This window comes from Actinomycetospora straminea, from assembly GCF_028737255.1.
GTDB classification, from domain to species: domain Bacteria; phylum Actinomycetota; class Actinomycetes; order Mycobacteriales; family Pseudonocardiaceae; genus Actinomycetospora; species Actinomycetospora straminea.
The window spans coordinates 547,910-569,285 of sequence record NZ_JAQZAN010000001.1 but is presented as its reverse complement, the minus strand read 5'-3'; the positions used below and the strand labels follow the sequence as shown (position 1 = coordinate 569,285).

20 protein-coding genes are annotated in these 21,376 nt (G+C 74.3%); 14 read left to right on the top strand and 6 right to left on the bottom strand.

Features of this window, described 5'->3' with window-relative positions; all coding sequences use genetic code 11:
* Positions 1–8: 8 nt before the first annotated feature.
* Positions 9–647: a TetR/AcrR family transcriptional regulator gene (locus tag PH190_RS02705; RefSeq protein WP_274229940.1), complete on the top strand. Its 639-nt coding sequence runs from the start codon at positions 9–11 to the stop codon at positions 645–647.
* A 27-nt stretch (positions 648–674) separates the two neighbouring features.
* On the opposite strand, the gene PH190_RS02700 is transcribed toward PH190_RS02705, so the two are convergent.
* On the bottom strand, positions 675–1,715 hold the full coding sequence (locus PH190_RS02700) for an LLM class F420-dependent oxidoreductase (RefSeq protein WP_274229939.1): 1,041 nt from the start codon (positions 1,713–1,715) through the stop codon (positions 675–677).
* A 5-nt stretch (positions 1,716–1,720) separates the two neighbouring features.
* Complete coding sequence (locus tag PH190_RS02695; RefSeq protein ID WP_274229938.1) at positions 1,721–2,863, bottom strand: acyl-CoA dehydrogenase family protein; 1,143 nt, start codon at positions 2,861–2,863, stop codon at positions 1,721–1,723.
* Positions 2,864–3,071: 208 nt separating this feature from the next.
* On the opposite strand from PH190_RS02695, the gene PH190_RS02690 reads away from it, so the two are divergent.
* Together PH190_RS02690 and PH190_RS02685 are read left to right on the top strand one after the other, a co-directional pair.
* Positions 3,072–4,610, top strand: a complete 1,539-nt coding sequence (locus PH190_RS02690; RefSeq protein WP_274229937.1) for a long-chain-fatty-acid--CoA ligase — start codon at positions 3,072–3,074, stop codon at positions 4,608–4,610.
* A gap of 260 nt (positions 4,611–4,870) precedes the next feature.
* Complete coding sequence (locus PH190_RS02685) at positions 4,871–5,293, top strand: hypothetical protein (RefSeq protein WP_274229936.1); 423 nt, start codon at positions 4,871–4,873, stop codon at positions 5,291–5,293.
* Between the two features lie 81 nt (positions 5,294–5,374).
* Here PH190_RS02685 and PH190_RS02680 read toward each other — a convergent pair whose 3' ends face one another.
* On the bottom strand, positions 5,375–6,214 hold the full coding sequence (locus PH190_RS02680) for an alpha/beta fold hydrolase (protein WP_274229935.1): 840 nt from the start codon (positions 6,212–6,214) through the stop codon (positions 5,375–5,377).
* 168 nt (positions 6,215–6,382) lie between these two features.
* Between PH190_RS02680 and PH190_RS02675 the strand changes: the two genes are divergently transcribed.
* Complete coding sequence (locus PH190_RS02675) at positions 6,383–6,547, top strand: hypothetical protein (protein ID WP_274229934.1); 165 nt, start codon at positions 6,383–6,385, stop codon at positions 6,545–6,547.
* Here the strand turns inward: PH190_RS02675 and PH190_RS02670 are convergent.
* Positions 6,544–8,094 carry an acyl-CoA synthetase gene (locus tag PH190_RS02670; protein ID WP_274229933.1) on the bottom strand — a complete coding sequence of 517 codons (1,551 nt, stop codon included), beginning with the start codon at positions 8,092–8,094 and terminating at the stop codon, positions 6,544–6,546. The two genes, PH190_RS02675 and PH190_RS02670, sit on opposite strands and share 4 nt — an antisense overlap.
* Before the next feature lie 91 nt (positions 8,095–8,185).
* Between PH190_RS02670 and PH190_RS02665 the strand changes: the two genes are divergently transcribed.
* A complete protein-coding gene (locus PH190_RS02665; RefSeq protein WP_274229932.1) occupies positions 8,186–8,812 on the top strand; it encodes a TetR/AcrR family transcriptional regulator in 627 nt (208 codons plus the stop codon).
* A 61-nt stretch (positions 8,813–8,873) separates the two neighbouring features.
* Here the strand turns inward: PH190_RS02665 and PH190_RS02660 are convergent, their stop codons facing one another.
* Positions 8,874–9,713, bottom strand: coding sequence for a crotonase/enoyl-CoA hydratase family protein (locus PH190_RS02660; protein WP_274229931.1), 840 nt, complete (start codon positions 9,711–9,713; stop codon positions 8,874–8,876).
* Positions 9,714–9,840: 127 nt separating this feature from the next.
* Here PH190_RS02660 and PH190_RS02655 point away from each other — a divergent pair, with 127 nt between their 5' ends.
* From PH190_RS02655 to PH190_RS02615, 9 genes are all read left to right on the top strand, one after another.
* Positions 9,841–10,287: a hypothetical protein gene (locus PH190_RS02655; RefSeq protein WP_274229930.1), complete on the top strand. Its 447-nt coding sequence runs from the start codon at positions 9,841–9,843 to the stop codon at positions 10,285–10,287.
* An 87-nt stretch (positions 10,288–10,374) separates the two neighbouring features.
* Positions 10,375–10,578: a ferredoxin gene (locus PH190_RS02650; protein ID WP_274229929.1), complete on the top strand. Its 204-nt coding sequence runs from the start codon at positions 10,375–10,377 to the stop codon at positions 10,576–10,578.
* Complete coding sequence (locus PH190_RS02645; protein ID WP_274229928.1) at positions 10,575–11,846, top strand: NAD(P)/FAD-dependent oxidoreductase; 1,272 nt, start codon at positions 10,575–10,577, stop codon at positions 11,844–11,846. The genes PH190_RS02650 and PH190_RS02645 overlap by 4 nt, the downstream gene beginning before the upstream one ends.
* The gene (locus tag PH190_RS02640; protein WP_274229927.1) at positions 11,843–13,132 is read left to right on the top strand and encodes a cytochrome P450; all 1,290 of its coding nucleotides are present in this window, start codon (positions 11,843–11,845) and stop codon (positions 13,130–13,132) included. The genes PH190_RS02645 and PH190_RS02640 overlap by 4 nt, the downstream gene beginning before the upstream one ends.
* A gap of 46 nt (positions 13,133–13,178) precedes the next feature.
* Entirely contained in the window at positions 13,179–15,479 is a 2,301-nt protein-coding gene (locus PH190_RS02635; protein WP_274229926.1) for a glycerol-3-phosphate 1-O-acyltransferase, read from the top strand.
* On the top strand, positions 15,463–16,854 hold the full coding sequence (locus PH190_RS02630; protein WP_274229925.1) for a 1-acylglycerol-3-phosphate O-acyltransferase: 1,392 nt from the start codon (positions 15,463–15,465) through the stop codon (positions 16,852–16,854). Before PH190_RS02635 ends, PH190_RS02630 begins: the two co-directional genes overlap by 17 nt.
* Complete coding sequence (locus PH190_RS02625; protein WP_274229924.1) at positions 16,851–18,284, top strand: wax ester/triacylglycerol synthase domain-containing protein; 1,434 nt, start codon at positions 16,851–16,853, stop codon at positions 18,282–18,284. Before PH190_RS02630 ends, PH190_RS02625 begins: the two co-directional genes overlap by 4 nt.
* Positions 18,281–19,072 (top strand): alpha/beta fold hydrolase, encoded by a 792-nt coding sequence (locus PH190_RS02620; protein WP_274229923.1) that lies wholly within the window; start codon positions 18,281–18,283, stop codon positions 19,070–19,072. Before PH190_RS02625 ends, PH190_RS02620 begins: the two co-directional genes overlap by 4 nt.
* A complete protein-coding gene (locus tag PH190_RS02615) occupies positions 19,069–19,878 on the top strand; it encodes an alpha/beta hydrolase (protein ID WP_274229922.1) in 810 nt (269 codons plus the stop codon). Before PH190_RS02620 ends, PH190_RS02615 begins: the two co-directional genes overlap by 4 nt.
* Here PH190_RS02615 and PH190_RS02610 read toward each other — a convergent pair.
* Positions 19,875–21,185, bottom strand: a complete 1,311-nt coding sequence (locus tag PH190_RS02610; protein ID WP_274229921.1) for a competence/damage-inducible protein A — start codon at positions 21,183–21,185, stop codon at positions 19,875–19,877. The genes PH190_RS02615 and PH190_RS02610 overlap by 4 nt on opposite strands.
* Positions 21,186–21,376: the final 191 nt, after the last annotated feature.

Below are 21,376 nucleotides of genomic sequence, written 5' to 3'. Positions count from 1 at the left end.
GGGCACCGATGGTGAGCCCACGGGCAGCCGCCGAGCCGGAGCGGCGGTCCCGCGAGCAGCGGACGTCCGACAGTCGCACCCGCATCCTCGACGCGGCCGTCGCCTGCCTTGTCGAGTCGGGCTACGCGGGCACGACGACGCTGACGATCCAGAACCGCGCCGGGGTGTCCCGCGGCCGGCTGCTGCACCACTTCCCGTCCAAGGAGAACCTGCTCGTCGCCGCGGCCCAGCACCTCGCGACCAGCCGGTTCGCCGCGGACGGGCTGGCCCGTGCCGACCTGCCCGCGGCCGACGTCGACGCCGACGCGCGCCTCGACCAGGCCGTCGACGTCATGTGGTTCACCTACCAGCAGGCCTACTTCTGGGCCTCGGTCGAGCTGTGGACCGCGGCGCGCACCGACGAGGCGCTCGCCGCCGCGCTCCTGCCCGCCGAGCGGCGCCTGGGCGCGGCGATCCGCCAGACCGTGGACGCGTTCTTCGAGGACTACGCCGACCCGGCCCGCGCCGCCCTGCTGCGCGAGACGCTGCTGACCAGCATGCGCGGGGTCGCGCTGACCTACGGCTTCGACCCGCGCGACCCGCGGACCGACCCGCACCTCGAGCAGTGGAAGCAGCTCGCGCGCCTGCTGCTGTTGCCGGGGACGTGACCCCGCGCATCTCCTCGGCGCGACCGATCAGATCAACGACTTCAGGGTCTCCAGCGAGGACTTCACGGTGTGGTGGTCCGGGTCGAGCGGGGCGATGTTGAGCTGGGTGACCCCGGCGGCCGCGAACTCGCGGACCTGCTCGGCGACCTCGTCCTCGGTGCCGATCAGCGACACCGCGTGGACGAGCTCCTCGGGCACCTTCTCGGCCGCCTCCTCCTTGCGCCCGGACAGGTACAGGTCCTGGATCTCCGCGGCCTCATCGGCGAACCCGTAGCGTCCGGCGAGGTCGTTGTAGAAGTTCTTGCCCTTCGCGCCCATCCCGCCGACGTACAGCGCGAGCTGGGGACGCACGTGCTCCCGCAGCTTGCCGGAGCCCGGGCCGACCGCGAACGGCACGTTCACCGCGGTCTGCAGCTCGCCCAGCGCCGGGTCACGCCTGGCCTTGCCGGCCTCGAGCGACGCGCCCCAGACCTCGGCCGCCTTGCCCGGGTGGAACCAGATCGGCTCCCACACCTCGGCGAGCTCGGCGGCCATCTCGACGTTCTTCGGCCCCAGCGCGGCCAGCATGATCGGGATCTGTTCCCGCACCGGGTGATTGATGATCTTCAGCGGCTTGCCCAGGCCCGTGCCCTGGTCGGCCGGCAGCGGGATCGTGTAGTGCTTGCCGGAGTACTCGACGCGCTCGCGGCGCCAGACCTGGCGGCAGATCTCGACGATCTCGCGCGTGCGGCCCACCGGGGCGTCGTACTTCAGCCCGTGGAAGCCCTCGATGACCTGCGGGCCCGAGGCGCCCATGCCGAGCACGAAGCGACCGTCGGAGACGTAGTCCAGCCCGGCCGCGGTCATCGCCGTCAGCGACGGCGTGCGCGTGTAGATCTGCACGATCCCGGACTCGATGTGCACCCGCGACGTGCGCGCCGCGATGTAGCCGAGCTGGCTGACCGCGTCGAAGCTGTAGAGCTCGGCCACGCTCACCGCGTCGAGGCCGACCTCCTCGAGCTCGACGAGCTTCTCCACTGTCTCGCGGAAGCCGCCCCGGGCGTACGCGAGCCCCATCCCGATCCTCATGGCGCTCACCCCAGCACCACCCGTCCGATGATCTCCTTCATGATCTCGGTGGTGCCGCCATAGATCGTCTGCACGCGGGTGTCCAGGTACGCCTTCGCGACCGGGTACTCCTTCATGTAGCCGTAGCCACCGTGCAGCTGCAGGCAGCCGTCGATGACCTCCTTGGCGGTCTCGCTCGACCAGTACTTGGCCATCGACGCGTCGGCCGGCCCGAGCTTGCCCTCGTTCAGCTCGGTGATGCAGCGGTCGACGAAGGTGCGCGTGACGGCGAGCTTCGTCGCCATCTCGGCGGCCGAGAACCGCACGGTCTGGAGCTTCGCGAGCGGCTTGCCGAACGCGGTGCGCTCCTTGACGTAGGCGACCGTGTCCTCGAGGACGCGCTCGGCCCCGGCGATCGCGCCGACGGCGATCGAGAGGCGCTCGCGGGGCAGGTTCTGCATCAGGTAGATGAAGCCCTTGCCCTCCTCGCCGAGGAGGTTGGTGGCGGGCACGCGGACGTCGGTGAACGACAGCTCCGCGGTGTCCTGGGCGGACATGCCGATCTTCTCGAGGTTGCGCCCGCGCTCGAAGCCGGGGGTGTCGCGCTCGACGGCGATGAGGCTGAAGCCGTGGGCGCCGGCGTCGGGGTCGGTCTTGGCGACGACGATGACCAGGTCGGACATGATGCCGTTGGTGATGAAGGTCTTCTGACCGTTGATCACCCACTCGTCGCCGTCGCGGACCGCGCGGGTCTGGATGCCCTGCAGGTCCGAGCCGGTGCCGGGCTCGGTCATGGCGATCGCCGTGATCATCTCGCCGCTGCTGAAGCGCGGCAGCCAGCGCTGCTTCTGCTCGTCGTCCGCGAGCTCGATCAGGTAGGGCGCGACGACGTCGTTGTGCAGCGAGAAGCCGAGCCCGCTCGTGCCGGCGCGCGCGACCTCCTCGGTGACGATCCACTGGAAGCGCAGGTCCGACGTGCCGCCGCCCCCGTACTCCTCGGGGACGTCCATCGCGAGCAGGCCGGTCTTGCCGGCGGCCAGCCACACGTCGCGGCTGACGTGACCCTGCTTCTCCCACTCCGCGTGGTGGGGGACCGCCTCCTTCTCGAGGAAGTCCCGCACCATCTCGCGGAAGTCGTTGTGCTCGTCGGAGAAGATCGTGCGCTCCACCGGGTGGCCCCTCCTTCGGGGACGTGCGGACGCCCACCGTGAGGCCGGCGGGCCCGTGACCGTGCAGGTGCCGCCCAGCGTGGCTGCACCGGCCGGTAACAGTCAAGCCTGACTCTTCCGCGATTCCGTATGACCAGTTACGGTCGCGCCTGCCCTGTGGTCGGCGTCACCACGGCCCCGTGTCGTCCGTGTCCTGTGGAGGTCCCCCGTGCCGTTCCGGCTGACCGACGTCGTGCGCCAGCACGTCGGCGACCCCGACCTGGTGGCGATGACGTTCGAGGGGGAGAACACGACGTACGCCGAGCTCGACCGCCGCGGGGGCCTCGCCGCCCGCGCGATGGCCGCGGACGGCGTCGGCGCGGGCAACCGCGTGGTGTGGCTGGGGAAGAACCGCCCGGAGTTCTTCGACCTGCTCTTCGGCGCCCCGCGCGTGCGCGCCGGCACCGCGCCCCTGAACAACCGGCTCACCCACGACGAGCTGATCGCGATCATCGAGGACTCGGCCGCGCCGCTGGTCGTCCTCGGGCCCGACTTCGCCGACCTGCGCGGTCGCGTCGAGGGCATCGACGCCGTGCGGCGCGTGCTCGTCGTCGGCGACGACTACGAGGGCTGGCTGACCGCGTCCGACGAGGTGCTCGACCCGCCGGAGGACGCGCAGGACGACGACTGCGTGCTGCAGCTCTACACCTCGGGCACCACCGGCCTGCCCAAGGGCGTCGTCCTCACCCACCTCCAGTTCGCCGCGCTGCTCTCGGTCGGCGACCACTGGGGCTTCGACACCGAGTCGGTCGGCCTCGTCGCCATGCCGCTGTTCCACATCGGCGGCTCGGGCTTCGCCCTGGTCTGCCTGTCGTTCGGGGCGCGCTGCGTGCTGATCGCCGACATCGTCCCCGACCAGCTCCTCGCGACGATGGCCGACGAGGGCGTCACGAACGCCTTCCTCGTGCCCGCGGTGCTGCAGTTCCTCACCCAGGTGCCGGGCGCCGCCGACCGCGACTGGTCGAAGCTGCGCGCCATCGCCTACGGCGCCTCGCCGATCACGAGCACCGTGCTCGAGCGGGTGCTGACGACGTTCCGGGCGCCGCTGTTCCAGCTCTACGGGTCGACCGAGACCACGGGCGCGATCAGCCAGCTCGACCCCGACGACCACGACCCCGACGGCCCGCGCGCCCACCTCATGCGCTCGGCGGGCAAGGCCTACCCGTGGGTCGAGCTCAAGGCCGTCGACCCGGCGACCGGCGAGGACGTCGCGCCGAACACCGTCGGCGAGATCTGGATCCGGTCGTCGCAGGTCACGCCGGGCTACTGGGCGCGGCCCGAGGAGACGGCGAAGGCGCTGTCCGGCGGCTGGTTCCACACCGGGGACGCGGGCTACCTCGACGAGGAGGGCTACCTGTTCCTCACCGACCGGATCAAGGACATGATCGTCACCGGGGCCGAGAACGTGTACCCGATCGAGGTCGAGAACGTCCTGTCCGGCCACCCCGACGTCGCCGACGTGGCCGTCATCGGCGTCCCGGACGAGAAGTGGGGCGAGGCGGTCAAGGCCGTGGTCGTGGCCAACGAGGGCTCCGAGATCGACACCGACGCGCTGCTCGCGTGGTGCAAGGAGCGCATCGCCGGCTTCAAGCGCCCGCGCTCGATCGACGTCGTCGACGCCCTGCCGCGCAACCCCTCGGGGAAGATCCTCAAGAAGGACCTCCGCAGGCCGTACTGGGAGAACGCCGAGGGACGCCAGATCGGGTAGGGGACGGCCACCGACCCTGCTGAACCGATCCAACCCAGGATCGCCGGTTTCCGGCCACGGAGGGTCGGGCACGCTTCCTGCAACAGGCCGCGTCGGGCTTCGGGGGCTCGACGACAGGCCGTCCGGGGCCGGTCCCGCTCCTGACGCTGGGGAGCAGTCAGGAGTGCGGACCGGCCCACCTCTTCCTCCGGGCCCTTCCGGCCCCCACGACCCCGCCGATCGGGTGCGTCGTCCGCCGAGCGGGCGGGTACAGCGGTGTCGTGACGGTTGAGAACACAGGCGTCGCGCTCGCTCGGCAGGCGGTCGAGGCGCTGCGTCGCCTCGACGGCGAAGGACGGACGCTGCGGCCCGACGGCGTCGATCACTTCACCTGGTCCGCGGACGTGCTCGACGAGCTCGCGCGACTGGCCGACCTGCTGGGGCGCGCGGTGGAGAACGTGACGGGCGAACCCGCGGCGGGCGTCGAGACGCACGCAGAGGCGCTGGCCACCGCGATCGTGGCGCACCGCAACTCGCTGCTGCGACACGGGCGGGGCGAGCATCCTTTCCCCGTCGGCGCTGACCGCCTGCTCCCCCCGGTCATCGCCCGTCACGGGGCGGGGAGCGCGCCGGTGACGCTCGCGACGGAGAAAACCTCCGCGTATGGCACGGATCGCAACGCGCGCCTGACAACAGCGCCGTAACATGGATTGTGTCGGCCGCGCCCCCCTCGGCCGACCATGGTTCCGGGAGCGCATCCCCCCGCGCTCCCGGAACCCCCAGCTTCACCGCTCCGCGACGTGCTCCAGCACGAGGTCCGCGAGCCGGTCGGGGGCCTCGTCCGGGATCCAGTGGCTGACCCCGGCGAACACCTCGAGCCGGTAGGGCCCCGTCACCCACCGCGGGTTGCGCTCCACCGAGGCGCGCGAGACGGCGCTGTCACCGTCGCTCCAGACCATCAGCGTCGGTGTCGCGACCGTCACCCGCAGCCCGCGGTGCTCCCAGAACGGGGTCGCGCGGTACCAGTTGACCGCCCCGGTGAGGGCCGGTCGCAGCCCGCCCTTCGCGGTGAGCGCCGCCTCGTCGCGCCGCGCCCGCTCCGCGGTCTGGCCCGTGCGGCGCACCGCGGCCGCGAGGCCACCCGGGCGTCCGAGGAACCGCTCGGCGAGGGCGGGGACCTGGAAGAGGTAGACGTACCAGGACAGCGCGAGCTGGCGGCTCGACACCATCGCCGCCATGAACGCCGCCGGGTGGGGCACCGAGACGGCAGTCAGCGTGCGGACGCGCTCCGGGTGCAGCGCCGCCAGCGCCCACGCGACGATCGCGCCCCAGTCGTGGCCCACCACGTGCACGGCGTCCGCGCCCGCGGCGTCGGCCAGCGCGACCACGTCGTCGACGAGCTCCTCGACGCGGTACGCCCGCCGTCCCGCGGGCCGCGCGCCCGGCGAGTAGCCGCGCTGGTCGGGGGCGAGGACCCGGTATCCCGCGTCGGCGAGTCGGCGGGCGACCGGCTCCCAGCTGGCCGCGGTCTGCGGGAAGCCGTGCAGGAGCAGCACGGGCACACCGTCCGCGGGTCCGTGCTCGGTGACGTCGAAGCGCAGCGCGCCGCGGGTGAAGGAGTCCACGCCCGTGATCGTGCCCGCCCGGACCCCGCGCCGCCGATCTCCGCGACGCGCGCGACACGTCGGTCGAAGTGGAGCCTGTCGGCGCAGCCGTTCCGTTACGGTCGGTGCGCACCGTGCCCGACCGGGGGCGCGACGCGGGGTCCGGGACGACGGGAGCGGCGGCAGCGCATGTCCAAGGGCTTGAGACGGTTCCTGATCTTCGTGGTCGTCGCCGTCCTGCTGTTCTTCGTGATCTCGCAGCCCGAGGGCGCGGCCGACGTCGTCCGCTCCATCGTCGCGATCATCGGCGAGGCGCTGTCCTCGATCGCCCAGTTCTTCCGCTCGCTCTTCTAGGCAGGAGCGAACTCGCCGGCCGCGTAGCGCTCGCGGAGGCGGTGCTTGACGAGCTTGCCGGTGGGCGTGCGGGGCAGGTCGTCGGTGAACACCAGGCGCCGGGGCGTCTTGTAGCGCGCGATGCGGCCGCGGACGTGCTCGAGCAGCTCGTCGGCCAGCGCCACCGAGGGCTCGTGGCCCGGCGCGGGCTGCACGACGGCGAACACCGACTCGCCCATCTCCTCGTCCGGCACCCCGATCACCGCGACGTCGAGCACCGCGTCGTGCAGCGTGAGGACGTCCTCGATCTCCTGCGGGTAGATGTTCACGCCACCCGAGATGATCATGAAGCTCTTGCGGTCGGTGAGGTAGAGGTAGCCGTCGGCGTCGACGTAGCCGAGGTCGCCGGTGGTCGTCCACGTCTCGTGCTCGGGGTGCTGCGCGCCGCGGGTCTTCTCCGGGTCGTTGTGGTACCGGAACGGCACCATCTCGCGCTCGAAGTAGACGGTGCCGACCTCGCCCGGAGCGAGCTCGCGTCCGCTGTCGTCGCAGATGTGGATGGTGCCCAGGCCGGCCCGTCCCACCGAGCCGGGCCGTTCGAGCCACTGCGCCGAGTCGATGAACGTGATGCCGTTGGCCTCGCTCGAGCTGTAGTACTCGTGCAGCACCGGGCCCCACCAGTCGATCATCGCCCGCTTGACCTCGACCGGGCACGGCGCCGCGGCGTGGATCGCGACCCGCAGGCTGGAGACGTCGTACCGGCGCTTCGTCTCCTCGGGGAGCTTGAGCATCCGCACGAACATCGTCGGCACCCACTGGCTGTGGGTGACGCGGAAGCGCTCGATCGCCGCGAGTGCCTGCTCGGGGTCGAAGCGGTGCATCATCACGACGGTGCCGCCGGTCGACTGGATCGTGGCGCCGAAGCGCAGCGGCGCCGCGTGGTAGACCGGCGCCGGCGAGAGGTAGACGGTGTCCTCGCCGAAGCCGTACATGGGCTTGAACACCGCGATGTAGAGGTCGCCGGGCTCGTCGATCTGGCGCTCGGGCAGGTTCGGCTTGATGCCCTTGGGGCGCCCGGTGGTGCCGGAGCTGTAGAGCATGTCGCCGCCGCGGGGCTGGTCGCTCATCGGCTCGGCGCTGCGGGCGCCGACGACGGCGTCGTAGTCGTCGTGACCCGGCACCGGGCCGCCGAACGCGAGGCGCAGCGTGATGCGCGGCGTGTGCTCGACGACGGCCTGCGCCAGGTCGGCCTTCGCGGCGGAGACGACGAGGACGCGGGCGCCGCAGTCGTCGACGATGTAGGCGGCCTCGTCGGCGGAGAGGTGGTGGTTGACGGCCGTGACGAGCAGGCCGGCGCGCTGCGCGGCCCAGTAGACCTCGAAGACGCGCGGGTGGTTGTCCGAGAGCAGCGCGACGACGTCGCCGCGGCGCAGCCCGTGCTCGTGCAGCGTGCGGGCCAGGCGCACCGAGCCGTCCTCGAGCTGGCGGTAGGTCAGGCCCTCGCCGGTCTCGGCCATGACCACCGCGGGGCGATCGGGGTGGGTGGCGGCGAACGTCCCGGGATACATCGTCGTCTCCTCGGAGATCACGGTGGGCGGCCGCCGTAGAGTAGATTATGTTCTGTTCGAGGGGAACCGACGCCGCGGGAGGACGACGCCGATGCCCACGGCCACCCGGCAGTCCTACTTCGAGCAGGCGCTGCGCCTCCTCGCGCGCGAGGGCCGCAACGCCCTGCGCATCGGGCGGCTGTGCGCGGCCGTCGGCGTCACCAGCGGGTCCTTCTACCACCACTTCGGCAGCTGGGAGGGCTTCGTCGCCGCGCTGCTCGAGCACTGGGAGCGCGAGGAGGTCGGGCGCATCGTCGAGATGGTCAACGCCAGCGACGACCCCGTCGAGCGCGTGACGCGCATGAAGTACCTGGCCCTGACCGTGCCGCACGAGGCCGAGACTGCGATCCGGGCGTGGGCCACCGTCGACCCGCGCGTCGAGGCGGCCCAGCGCGCCGTCGACCGCGGGCGGGTGCAGGCGCTCGCCGACGTCCTCGCGCCGGTGGTCGGCGACGAGGGGGAGCGCGCGCGGCTGGCGGCGCTGGGCATCGCGGTGCTCGCCGGGCACCAGCAGATCGCCGGGGTGGTCGACGTCGACCTGGGCGACCTGCTCGACGAGTTCGAGGCGGCCGTGCGCGCCCGGGCCGACGTGACCTGGGAGTCGCCGGTGGTCGAGGCCGACCCGTGGCGGGGCGACGGCCGGGCGGACAGCCGCGCCGACGCGTGCGAGGAGCGGTGATCGTGGGGGATTTCCTGGTGTCCGGTGTCAGCGTGGACGCCAGGCTGACACACCCCGTGCGTCAGTCGGCGTAGCGGGGGGCGCGGCCCTCGGCGAAGGCGGTGACGGCCTCGGTGAGGTCGTCGGAGATCAGCGCGGAGGCGTTCCAGGTCGCGATCTGGTCGAGGCCGTCGGCGACGGAGTGGTCGCGGGCGTAGGTGATCGCGTGCTTGGTGCCGCGCAGGGCGAGCGGCGACTTGGCGGCGAGCCCGCGGGCGACCTCGGTGACGTGCGCCAGGAGCGCCTCGGGGTCGTCGGTGTCGACGCACGCGTTGACCAGCCCGATCGTCGCGGCCTCGTCCCCGCGCACGTCGCGGCAGGTGTAGGCCATCTCGCGGGCCCGGCCCTCGCCGACGATCCGCGGCAGGCGCTGGAGCACGCCGACGTCGGCGGCGAGGCCCATGTCGACCTCCTTGAGCGAGAACCTCGTGCGCGGCGTCGCGTAGCGCAGGTCGCAGACCACCGCGAGGTCGAGTCCGGCGCCCACGCATGCGCCCTGGATCGCCGCCAGCACCGGCACGCGGCAGCGCTCGACGGTGGTGAGCACGTCCTGGAGGTCGAGGATCAGCCGGCGCAGGCCCTCGCGGGCGCGGCCCGGGTCGGCGCCGGCCGGGGCCATGGCCTGGATCTCGGCCAGCATCGACAGGTCGATCCCGGCGCAGAAGTGCCGGCCGGACCCGGTGAGCACGACCGCGCGCACCCCCGGGTCGTCGTCGAGCGCCCGGAACGTCGCACGCAGCTCGTGCCACAGCGTCCGGTCCAGCGCGTTCGCCGCCTGCGGGCGCTCGAGGCGCACCGTCGCCACCCCGCCGTCGTGGGTGACCGACAGCGCCGTCGGGGCCGGCGCATCCAGCGTGCTCACGTCCCGTGCTCCCTTCGTCGAGCCGTTCGGCGCCGACGCTCTCACGTCCGGAAGGCCCGGGCCCGTCCGGTGGTTGGGGCGGGCAGGACGGTCACGCCGTCCGTCTCCCGAGCCCGAGGAGCCCGTCATGTCCACCGCCGTCCCCATCACGGGATCCACGCCGGCCCCCGCCCGCCCCGGCGTCCCGAGCCGCACGGCCGACCGGGTCGGCCGCGGCCTGCTCGTCCTCGACGCCCTGGCCGCGCTGGCCGCGTTCGCCGGCGGCCTCGCCGCGATCGCGACCGCACCCCCCGACCTGCTCGTCGTCGAGGGGTGGCGGACGTTCGGCTACCTCGTCTTCGTCGGCCTGTGGACCATGCTCGTGCTGCGCCCGCGCGGCGCGCCGGGCGTGTGGGAGCTGGTGTTCCTGCACAAGGTCGCGATGGTCGTGTTCACGCTCGCCGTCCTCGACGCACCCGGGGCGGTGACGGCGCTGGGCGTCGACGCCGTGCTCGTGGTGACGACCGCGGTGGCCTACGTCCTGACGCGCGGCTGGCTGTCGTGGCGTCCGGCCGCGTCGCCTCACCGCGTGTGATCGAATGGTGACGCAGGTCTCGCCTCCGTAGCATCACGTACGTTACGGTCCCTCCCGTCGACACCACCGACGGCCAGGGGAGGCACCGTGAGGATCAACGTTGACTGGGACAGGTGCACCGGCATGGGGATGTGCGAGTCCCTCGCGCCGGACGTCTTCGAGGTCGACGACGACGGGTCGCTGATCCTGCACACCGAGGAGATCTCGGCCGACCAGGAGGGTGAGGTCCGCGAGGCCGTCGCCGCCTGCCCGACCGAGGCGCTGTCGCTCGACGGGCCCATCGACGCGTGACGCACCTCGTCGTGGTCGGCGCGTCCCTGGCCGGGCTGCGCGCCGTCGAGGCGGTCCGGCGCGACGGGTTCGACGGCGAGGTGACGCTGGTCGGGGCCGAGGAGCACCTGCCCTACGACCGCCCGCCCCTGTCGAAGGAGTACCTCGCCGCCGAGGAGTGTCCCGACCCGCGCTACCGCGAGGAGGAGACCTTCGCCGGCGACCTCGACGTCGCGCTGCTGCTGGGCACGCCCGCGAGCGCGCTGGACACGGCGGGGCGGACGATCGCCGTCGGCGACCGCACGCTGTCCTGGGACGGCCTGGTGATCGCGACGGGCGCGCACGCGCGGACGCTGCCGGGCACCGAGCACCTCGAGGGCGTGCACACCGTGCGCACCCTCGACGACGCCGTCGCCCTGCGTGCGGCGCTGCGCGGCGGTGCGCGGCGGCTCACCGTCGTCGGGGCGGGCTTCATCGGCTCGGAGGTCGGCGCGGTGGGTCGGAAGCTGGGGCTCGAGGTCACGATCCTCGAGGCGCTCGAGACCCCGCTGGCCCGCGCGGTCGGCGAGCGGATGGGACGCGCGCTGACCCACCTGCACCGCCGGCACGGCACCGAGGTGCGCACGGGCGTCGCGGTGGAGGAGGTGCTGTCGAGCGACGGCCGGGTGACCGGCGTGCGCCTGGGCGACGGCACCGAGGTCGACACCGACGTCCTCGTCGTCGGCATCGGGGCGAGCCCGGCGACGGACTGGCTGGACGGCTCCGGGCTGACGATCGACGACGGGGTGGTGGCCGACGAGACGCTGGCCGCCGCCGACGGCGTCTACGTCGCGGGTGACGTCGCTCGCTGGCCGAACGCGCTGTTCAGCGACGTCGCGGGCGGCACCATGCGCCTCGAGCACTGGACCTCGGCGGCCGACCAGGGCGGGCGGGCCGCCCGCCACGCCGTCGACCCGGCGGCCGCGAAGCCCTACGAGACCGTCCCCTACTTCTGGTCGGACTGGTACGACGGCCGCGTCCAGTTCGTGGGCATCGCCCCGGAGGGTGCGGACGAGCAGATCGAGGTCGTGGCGGGCGACGACGCGCAGGGCGGCCCGTTCACGGCGATCTATCGGGCGGGCGACCGGATCGTCGGCGCGCTGGCGGTCGACATGCCCGCCGAGGTCATGAAGTACCGCCGGCTCATCGGCGGGCGCAAGACGTGGGCCGACGCCCTCGAGCTCGCCGAGCAGCGCCGCGTGCAGCGGGCGCAGAAGCAGGCCGCGAAGGAACGGGGAGAGGGCGCATGACGGACACGGCGGGCACCACCACGGTCTCCGGGCGCGAGCTCGACCCGCTCGACCTGTCGTCCCTGCGCTTCTGGGGACGTCCCATGGCCGAGCGCGACGCGACGTTCGCGGAGCTGCGCGGTGAGCGGCCGATCTCCTGGCACCGCCCACCGGAGGGCATGCTCATGCCCGGCGAGGACGACCCGGGGTTCTGGGCGGTCGTGCGCCACGAGGACATCGGCCACGTCAGCAAGAACCCGAAGCTCTTCTGCTCCGGGCAGGGCGTGCAGTTCCAGGAGGCGCCGCCGGAGCTGCTCGAGGCCACGCAGTCGTTCCTCGCCATGGACGCGCCGCGGCACACGAAGCTGCGCAAGATCGTCAGCGCCGCGTTCACGCCGAAGCAGGTGGCCCGCGTCGAGGACCGGATCGCAGAGCGGGCCCGCACGATCGTCGACCGGCTCCTGGAGCACCTCTCCGACGGCTCCGACGGCGACTTCGTCCAGCTCGTCGCCAAGCAGCTGCCGATGGGGACGATCTACGACCTCATGGGCGCGCCCGAGGAGTACCAGGACTCCCTCGCCGAGGCCGCCGACCTGCTCGTCGCGACCAACGACCCCGACGTGCTGGAGAACCTGGGCCTCGAGGACCCGCTCGCGGCGGCCGGGCAGGCCCTGATGAACCTGCTGGGCCCGGCGACGGAGCTGGTCGAGGCCCGGCGCCGGGAGCCCCGCGACGACCTCATGACCAACCTCGTGTCGGCCGAGGTCGACGGCGAGAGCCTCACCGACCCCGAGATCGGCGCGTTCTTCGTGCTCCTGTCGGTGGCCGGCAACGACACCACCCGCAACACGATCGCCCACTCCATGCGCCGCCTGACCGAGGAGCCCGAGCAGCGGGCGTGGCTCGCCGAGGACCTCGACGGCCGGATGAAGGGTGCGGTCGAGGAGTTCGTCCGGCACGCCTCGCCGGTGCTCACCTTCCGCCGGACGGCGACCCAGGACACCGAGCTCCGGGGCCAGCGGATCGCGGCGGGCGAGAAGGTCGTCATGTTCTACGAGTCGGGCAACAGGGACGAGTCGGTCTTCGTCGATCCCCTGCGCTTCGACCTCTCCCGCGATCCCAACCCGCACGTGGGCTTCGGGGGTGGCGGACCCCACTTCTGCATGGGCAACATGCTCGCGCGCACCCAGTTGCGGCAGATCTTCTCGCAGCTCCTGAGCCGGGCCCCCGGCCTGGAGGTCGGCGAGCCGGAGATGCTGCGCAGCAACTTCGTGCACGCGGTGAAGACGATGCCCTGCTCGCTGTAGGGGCCAGCGCCGTCCCGACCCGGGACCCTCACGCAGGGAGCACGACGTGGTGCGACCCCCGACCCTGGTGCTCTCCGGGGCCCGGTCACGGGCCGAGCGGGAGCTCGTCCGCCAGTGGACGTCCTCGACCTTCGGCGACGCCGACGCCGACGACGGCGCGGTGCGCGTGGTGCCCGACGACGCCCGCGAGCTCGCGGGCGCCCTCGACGGCGCGGGGCCGGACACCACCGTCGTGCCCGTGCGCGTCGTGTGGCCGCCCGCCGAGCGCGACTCGTCGGACGCGCCGGCCCTGGGCGACCTGCTGTCGCTGAGCGCCCGGCGCCGCGGCCTGCGCCACCTGCACGCCCGCGTGCGGGGCTGGTCGACCTCGCGCGGGCGGGTGGTCGCGGGCGATGCGGCATCGCTGGCGGAGCTGCGCCGCGAGGGCGACCGCGAGCTCGGGACGCCGGACGGCGCCGGGTTCGTGGCGTTCGTGCGCCGGCGGGCGACGCTGGCGTGCGACCGCGCCGAGCGCCGGCTCACCGGTGACCGCTACAAGGTGCCGCGGCTCATGGCCGAGCAGATCGTCGCGTCGGCCGCGGTCCGGGAGCGGGCCGCGGGACTCGCGGGCGAGCTCGACGTCCCGGTCGACGAGGTGCTCGCGCGCACCGCGCGCTGCCTGGAGGAGATGGCCGCGGTGCAGAGCCCGCCGGCCATCGAGGCGTTCCGTTCGGTGATGAGCCCGCTGCACCGCCGGGCGTGGGACCTCGACGTCGACACCGCGAGCCTCGGTGACCTGCGCGAGCAGGGTCGTCGCCGGCCGCTGGTGTTCCTGCCGTCGCACCGCAGCTACGCCGACCCGCTCGTGCTCGCGGAGGTGCTGCACGCCCACGACTTCCCCCGCAACCACGTGCTCGGCGGCAACAACCTCGCGTTCTGGCCGCTCGGCACGCTGGGGCGCCGGGCGGGGATCGTGTTCATCCGCCGCAGCTTCGGCGACGACGCGGTCTACAAGTTCGCGGTGCGCGAGTACTTCGGCCACCTCCTCGACAAGCGCTTCAACCTCGAGTGGTACATCGAGGGCGGCCGGACGCGCACCGGCAAGCTGCGGCCCCCGAAGTACGGGCTGCTGCGCTACCTCGTCGACGCCGCCGACCAGCTGGGAGAGGATTCGCCGGGCCGCGACCCGCTGCTCGTCCCGGTGTCGTTGCACTACGACCAGCTCCACGAGGTGGGCGCGCTGGCCGCCGAGCAGGGCGGCGCGGGCAAGAAGGCCGAGGGCCTGGCGTGGCTCGCCGGCTACATGCGCGACCAGCAGCGGCGCATCGGCTCGGCGCGCGTGCGCTTCGGCGAGCCGATCAGTCTGCGCGACGCCCTGGCCGAGGCCGGCGAGGGGCCGTCGCAGCTGGAGAAGGTGGCGTTCCGGGTGGCGGTCGGCATCAATCGCGCCACGCCCCCGACGCCGACCGGGGTGGTGACGTTCGCGCTGCTCGGTGCGGGCGGGCGCGCGCTGACCCTCGAGCAGGTCCGGGCCGTGGTCGCGCCCCTGCGAGGACTGCTCGGCGAGGAGCCGTCGATCCGCGCCCTCGACACCCCCGACGGCGTCGTCGACACCCTCTCCCGGCTCGTGTCGGTGGGCGTGGTCGAGTGCTTCGAGGGCGGCCCGGAGCCGGTCTGGTCGATCGGCCCCGACCGGCACCACGTGGCCGCGTTCTACCGCAACGGCCTGCTGCACCACCTGCTCACGCGCGCGGTGCTGGAGACGGCGCTGTTCACGGTCGCCGCCGAGGGCCGCGAGCTGGCGCACGACCAGGTCCTCGAGGCGTGCTGGGACGCGGCGCTGGCCCTGCGGGACCTGCTGAAGTACGAGTTCTTCTTCCCCCGCAAGCGCGACTTCCGCGACGAGCTGCTCGCCGAGCTCGACCGCCTCGCGCCCGGCTACCGCTCGGCGCCCGCGTCGGCCGACGGTGCCGCCGAGCTGCTCGGGCGGGCCGAGCTGCTCGTCGCCCCCGGGACGCTGCTGCCGTTCGTCGAGGCGCAGTGGGTGGTGGCGACGGTGCTCGCGGACCACGAGGGCGCCCTGGAGGACCGGGGGGCGTTCCTCGACGCGTGCACGGGCCTGGGCCAGCAGTGGTGGCGCCAGCAGCTGCTCCTCGGCGCCGACGTCGTGTCCCGCGAGCTGTTCACCTCGGCGCTGCGGGTGGCGGACAACCGGGCGCTCCTCGGCGCGGACGCCGACCCGGGCCGGCGCGCGGCCTGGCGGGACGAGGTCGCCGCGGTCCGGTCGCGGCTGCGCCGGGCCGACGAGCGCGAGCACGCGCTGCGGGCGGACGTGTGGGGAGGGGAGCGCGATGCCGCAGGGTCGTGAGCTCCCCGACGACGCCGCCCGGCGTGCCGCGATCCGCGCGGCCCCGTCGGGCAGCGTGGTCGTCGTCGACGAGACCGCCCTGCTCGCGACGTCCGCGGTCGCCGCACACGCCGGGGAGGCGCTGCGCTCGGGACGGACGGCCTGGCGCGCGCTGCCCGGCGACGTCGCGCTGCTCGCCGGCGCGGGTGACGACGAGGCCGCCGTACGCCGCCTCGTCGCGGGCTGGGCGGGCCAGGACGAGGAGGCCGTCGCCCGGCGGGCGCGCACGATCCTGCGCGACGAGCTGGGCGCCTCGCTGCGCCCGGAGATGTGGTCACTGGTGCTCGAGCACCGCCGCGCGGGCCACCACGTCGTCCTCACCGGCCACGCGCCGCGCCCCGTGCTCGCCCCGCTCGCCGAGGACCTCGGCGCCGACGAGCTGGTCGCCACCCAGGTCGAGGTGCGCGACGGCGTCGTGACCGGCGAGGTCGCGGGCCCGGTGCTGCTCGACGGCCGGGCCACGGCCGACGCGCTGGCCGGGCGGCGGCTCGCGTTCGTCTACGCCGGCCCGGGCGCCGACGCGCTGCTCGCGCTCGGCGAGCGCCCGGTGGTCGTGAGCGAGACCGCGGGCCGCGACGGGCGGCCCGGGCTCGTCGTCGCCCCCCGCGGCGGGACGCTCGCCACCCCGGGCGACGTCCTGCGCACCGCCGGCTTCTACGGCGCCCTGCTCGGCGCGGCGGGCACCGCGGCCGCCGTCGGGCTGGCCCGCCGGTCGCGGCGGCAGATGGTCGACCTGACCTGCTCGGTCACCGGCGACCTCGGCCTCGCGCTCGCGGGCATCGACGTCGAGGTGCGCGGCGCGGAGCACCTGTGGTCGGCGCGCCCGTGCGTCTTCGTCTTCAACCACCAGTCGAAGATCGACGTCGCGCTGCTCATGAAGCTGCTGCGCGGCGGGTTCACCGGTGTCGCGAAGGCCGAGGCCGCGCAGATCCCGCTGTGGGGCGCGATGTTCAAGCTCGCCGGGGTCGCGTTCGTCGACCGCGGCAACACCCGGCAGGCGCGCGAGGCGCTCGAGCCGGCCGTGCGCAAGCTGCGCGACGAGGGCTGGTCGCTGGCGATCGCGCCGGAGGGCACGCGCTCGCCGACCCCGCGGCTCGGGCGGTTCAAGAAGGGCGCGTTCCACATCGCGCTGCAGGCGGGCGTGCCGATGGTGCCGATCGTCATCCACGACGCCGGCGAGGTCATGTGGCGCGGGCACCAGACGCTGCGGGGCGGCACGGTCCACGTCGACGTGCTGCCGCCGATCGACACCTCGGACTGGTCCGCCGAGACCCTCACCCAGCACGTCGAGGACGTCCGCGAGCGGTTCGTCGCGGTCCTGGAGGGCGCCCGATGAGTCTCGACCCGACACCACCGCGCAGCGACGACGGCCGCCTGCTGTGGTCGCGCTCCGAGGAGCTGACCGGTTTCGAGGCGCTGATGTGGCGCGTCGAGGCCGACCCGCGGATGCGCTCGACGGTCGTGATCGTCGAGACCCTCGATCTCGAGCCCGACTGGGACCGCTTCGTCGCGGCCACCGACTGGGCCTCGCGGGTCGTGCCGCGCTTCCGCGAGCGGATCGTCACCCCGTTCCTCGGCGCCGGGACGCCGCACTGGGCGCTCGACCCCGACTTCGACCTGCATTACCACGTTCGCCGCCTCCGGCTGCCCGACGGCGCGGGCCGCGACGGCCTGTTCACGCTGGCCGAGCAGATCGCGATGACGCCGCTCGACCCGTCGCGACCGCTGTGGGAGGCGACGCTCGTCGGCGGGCTGCCCGACGGCGGGGCGGCGCTGCTGTTCAAGCTCAGCCACGTCCTGTCCGACGGCATGGGCCTCGCGCAGCTGCTCGCCGGCCTGCACTCGCGCAGCCGGGAGCCGATGTCGGACAAGCCCCAGCCGCCGCCCCCGTCCGGACCGCCCGCGACGCTCTCGCGCGAGGTCGTGCGCCAGGTCCGCAGCGACCTCGGGCTGGTCGGCGGCGCCGCGAAAGGGCTGCTGGGCATGGCCGCCTCGCTGGTCCGGCCCGACCGCGCGGTCCGCGACGTCACCGCCTACCTCGTCTCGGCCACGCGGGTGCTCTCGCCGCCCCCCGCGCCGCCGCTGCCGGTGCTCGCCGACCGCAGCCCGTCCTGGCGCTTTCGCACCCTCGACGTGCCCTTCGCCGAGCTGCGCGCGGCGGGCAAGTCGGTCGGCGGGTCGGTCAACGACGCCTACGTCGCGTCGCTGCTCGGGGCGTTCCGGCGCTACTCGGCGCGGCGCGGGGACCCGCTCCCGCCGGACCGGCTCATGCCCGTGACGCTGCCGGTGTCGATCCGCCGCGAGGAGCACGAGCCCGGCGGCAACCACTTCGCGCCGGCGCGGCTCTCGGCGCCGGTCGGGATCGTCGACCCGGGCGTGCGGGTCACGGAGGTCCGCCGGCGGATGAAGGCCGCGCTCGCCGAGCCGGCGCTGGAGAGCATCGAGATCGTCAGCGCGGGGCTCGCACGGCTGCCGGGCGCGGTCGTCGCGCGCTTCGGCGGCGGCGCCACGCGGAGCAACGACCTGCAGGCCAGCAACATCCCGGGCCTGCGGGGCGACGCCTACCTCGCCGGCGCGCGGATCGAGCGCAGCTATCCCTTCGCCCCGCTGCCCGGGTGCGCGGCGATGATCGCGATGGTCACCCACGGCGACACGTGCTGCGTCGCGGCCAACCTCGACGCGGCGTCGTTCGCCGACCTCGAGGGCTTCGACCAGGACCTCGCCGACGGGTTCGCCGAGGTGCTGGCGCTGGGCGCCCGCCCGTGAGCGGCGAGCCGCTGGTCCTCCTGCACGGCGCGAGCATGTCCGCGCGCGCCTGGGACCCGGTCCGCGCCGCGCTCGAGGCGCACCACGAGGTGCTCGTGCCGACGCTGGCCGGGCACCGCGGCGGCGCGGCGTGGCCCGACGGCACCCCGGTGGGCGTCGCGGGGATCGTCGACGACGTCGAGACGCTCATGGACGACGCCGGCATGCCGACCGCGCACCTCGTCGGCAACTCCCTGGGCGGCTGGGTGGCCCTGGAGCTCGCGCGGCGCGGGCGCGCCCGCTCCGTGGTCGCGCTCTCGCCGGCCGGCGGGTGGGGCTCGGGGTGGGACCTGCGCCGGCTCGTGTGGTCGTTCCGGCTGGGCTCCGCCCTCGCCGGATCCTCGACCCTGCGCACGGCCGCCCGCCGGCCGTGGGTGCGCCGCGCGCTGCTCGGGCGGGTGCTCGAGCGCGGCGACCGGGTGCCGACCGAGGACGTCGGCGAGCTCTTCGACGACCTCGCCGGCTGCGTGATCCTCCACGAGCTGCTCGACGGGGCGGCCGAGCACGGGGGCGTCGCCCCGTTCGACACGCTGCCCTGCCCCGTGCGGGTCGCGTGGTCGGGCCGCGACCGGCTCATCCCCTGGCGGCGCCACGGTGTCGCGCTGCGCGACCGCCTGCCCGGCGCCGAGTTCGTGCGGCTGCCCCGCGTCGGCCACGTGCCGATGTGGGACGACCCCGACCTGGTGGTCGACGCCGTCCTCGGCGTGACCGCCGCCCACCGACCCCACGCGCAGGAGGCGTCCGCATGATCGGCACCGAGACCGACCTGGAGATCGACGGCCGGCAGGGGCGGGTGGTCGTGCGCCGCCGCGACCCCGACGGCGCGCCGCGGCGGGTCGTGCTCCTCGCCCACGGCTACGGCGAGCACTCCGGGCGCTACACCCACGTCCTCGACCGCCTCGCCGGCGACGGCGCCGTCGTCTACGCCCCCGACCACCTCGGGCACGGGCGCTCCGCGGGCGAGCCGGTGCTCGTCACCGACCTCGAGGACGTCGTCGAGGACCTCGACCAGGTCCGGCGCACCGCCCGCAACGAGCACCCGGATCTGCCGATCGTGCTGCTCGGGCACTCGATGGGCGGCCTGATCGCCGCCCGCTACGCGCAGCGCTTCCCCGACGTCCTCGCGGGCCTCGTGCTCACCGGGCCCGTCGTCGGCGGCAGCCCCGGCATCTTCGGGCTGCTCGAGCACGACCCGATCCCGGACGTCCCGATCGACCCCGCTGTGCTCTCCCGCGACCCGGCGATCGGCGAGGCGTACGCGGCCGACCCGCTCGTCTGGCACGGGCCGTTCAAGCGCCCGACGCTCGAGGCGTTCGTCGCCGCGGTGGAGGCGGTCGCGGCCGGGCCGGGCTTCGGGGAGCTGCCCGTGCTGTGGGTACACGGCGAGGACGACCAGCTCGTGCCGCTCGCGTCGACCCGCCCGGTCATGGAGAAGCTCGCCGGCAGCGACCAGACCACGCGGATCGACCCCGGCGCGCGGCACGAGATCCTCAACGAGACCCACCGCGACGAGGTCCTCGACGACGTCGCCGCCTTCGTCGCCCGCGTCGCCTAGACGGGCGCGGGCTCGCCCTGGCCGGTGAGGACCCGGCGCAGCAGGTGCATGGCGAGCACGACCGAGCGCTCGCGGATGTCGCCGCGCTCGCCGGGCAGGACGGGGTCGCGCGCCAGGGTGCGCCCGTCGGCGGTGCGCACGCAGAAGCAGACGTAGCCGACGGGCTTGGCCTCGGTGCCCCCGCCCGGTCCGGCGACGCCGGTGATGGCCACCGCGATCGTCGCCCCGAAGCGGGCGAGGGCGCCGTCGGCCATGGCCTCGGCGACCTCGGGCGACACCGCCCCGTGGGCCTCGATGAGCTCGCGCGGCACGCCGAGCAGGTCGGCCTTCGCGTCGTTCGAGTACGAGACGACGCCGCCCGCGACGTGGGCGGACGCCCCGGCCGGCGCGGTGAGCCGGCCCGCGAGCAGGCCGCCGGTGCACGACTCGGCGGTGGCGATCACCTGACCGTCGAGCAGGTCGAAGAGCAGTTCGTCGATCGTCTGGCCGGTGCGCGAGAACACGGCGCGCCCGTGCTTCCGGTCGATCTCGGCGACCACCGCGTCCCGGGCCTTCGCGGCGGGCGCCGAGGCGGGGGCGTGGCGCAGATCGACCTCGAGGGTGAAGTCGCGCAGGCAGGTCGTGATCTCGAGCGGCTCGAGGTCGGTGTGCTCGCCGACCTCGCGCAGGGTCGCGGCGATCTCGGACTCGGGCACGCCGAACAGGCGCAGGTGGGTCTCCGTGTAGGGCGCGGTGCGGGCGAGCACCGCGCGCAGCGGCTCGCTCGCGAGCGCCTCGTCCCACATCGCGCGAACCTCGCGGGGCGGCCCGGGCAGCACGAGCACCGTCGGGCCCCCGCGTTCGGGGTGGGGCGGGACGGCGAGGCCCGGCGCGGTGCCGGCGGGGCGGATCGGGGTCGCGCCGCGCGGCACCATCGCCTGCTTGCGGTTCGCGGCGGCCAGCGCGTCGGCGTCCCACCGCAGCCGGTCGGCGAACTTGGCGATGATGTCGCCGACGACCTTCTCCATGTGCTCGTCGAGCTCGAGCGGCCGGTCGGTCTCGGCGGCGACGACCTCGGCGGTCAGGTCGTCGGCGGTGGGCCCGAGCCCGCCGGTGGTGACGACGAGGTCGACGCCGTCGGCGGCGAGGAAGCGCAGCGCCGCGGCCATGTCCTCGCCGCGGTCGCCGACGAGCACGAGGTGGGAGACCTCGACGCCGAGCTCGCCGAGCTGCTCGGCCACCCAGGGCCCGTTGCGATCGGTGACACGCCCGGTCAGCAGCTCGCTGCCGGTCGCCACGATCCCCGCCCGCACGCCCTCGTCGGCCACGTCGCACCCCGTTCCCGGTCCCCGGCTGGGTCCCGCCCTGGTCTCGCCCCGGTCCCCGTCATCCCACCAGAGCCCGGTGGCGGCCCGCAGCGGAGCGGACCGGCGGGGGCGCCGCGCGCCGCCGCCACGGACGGGGTGCGTCCTCCTGCACATCTGTACCGGTGGGTCATCGTTGGGCGGGGTACACGGTG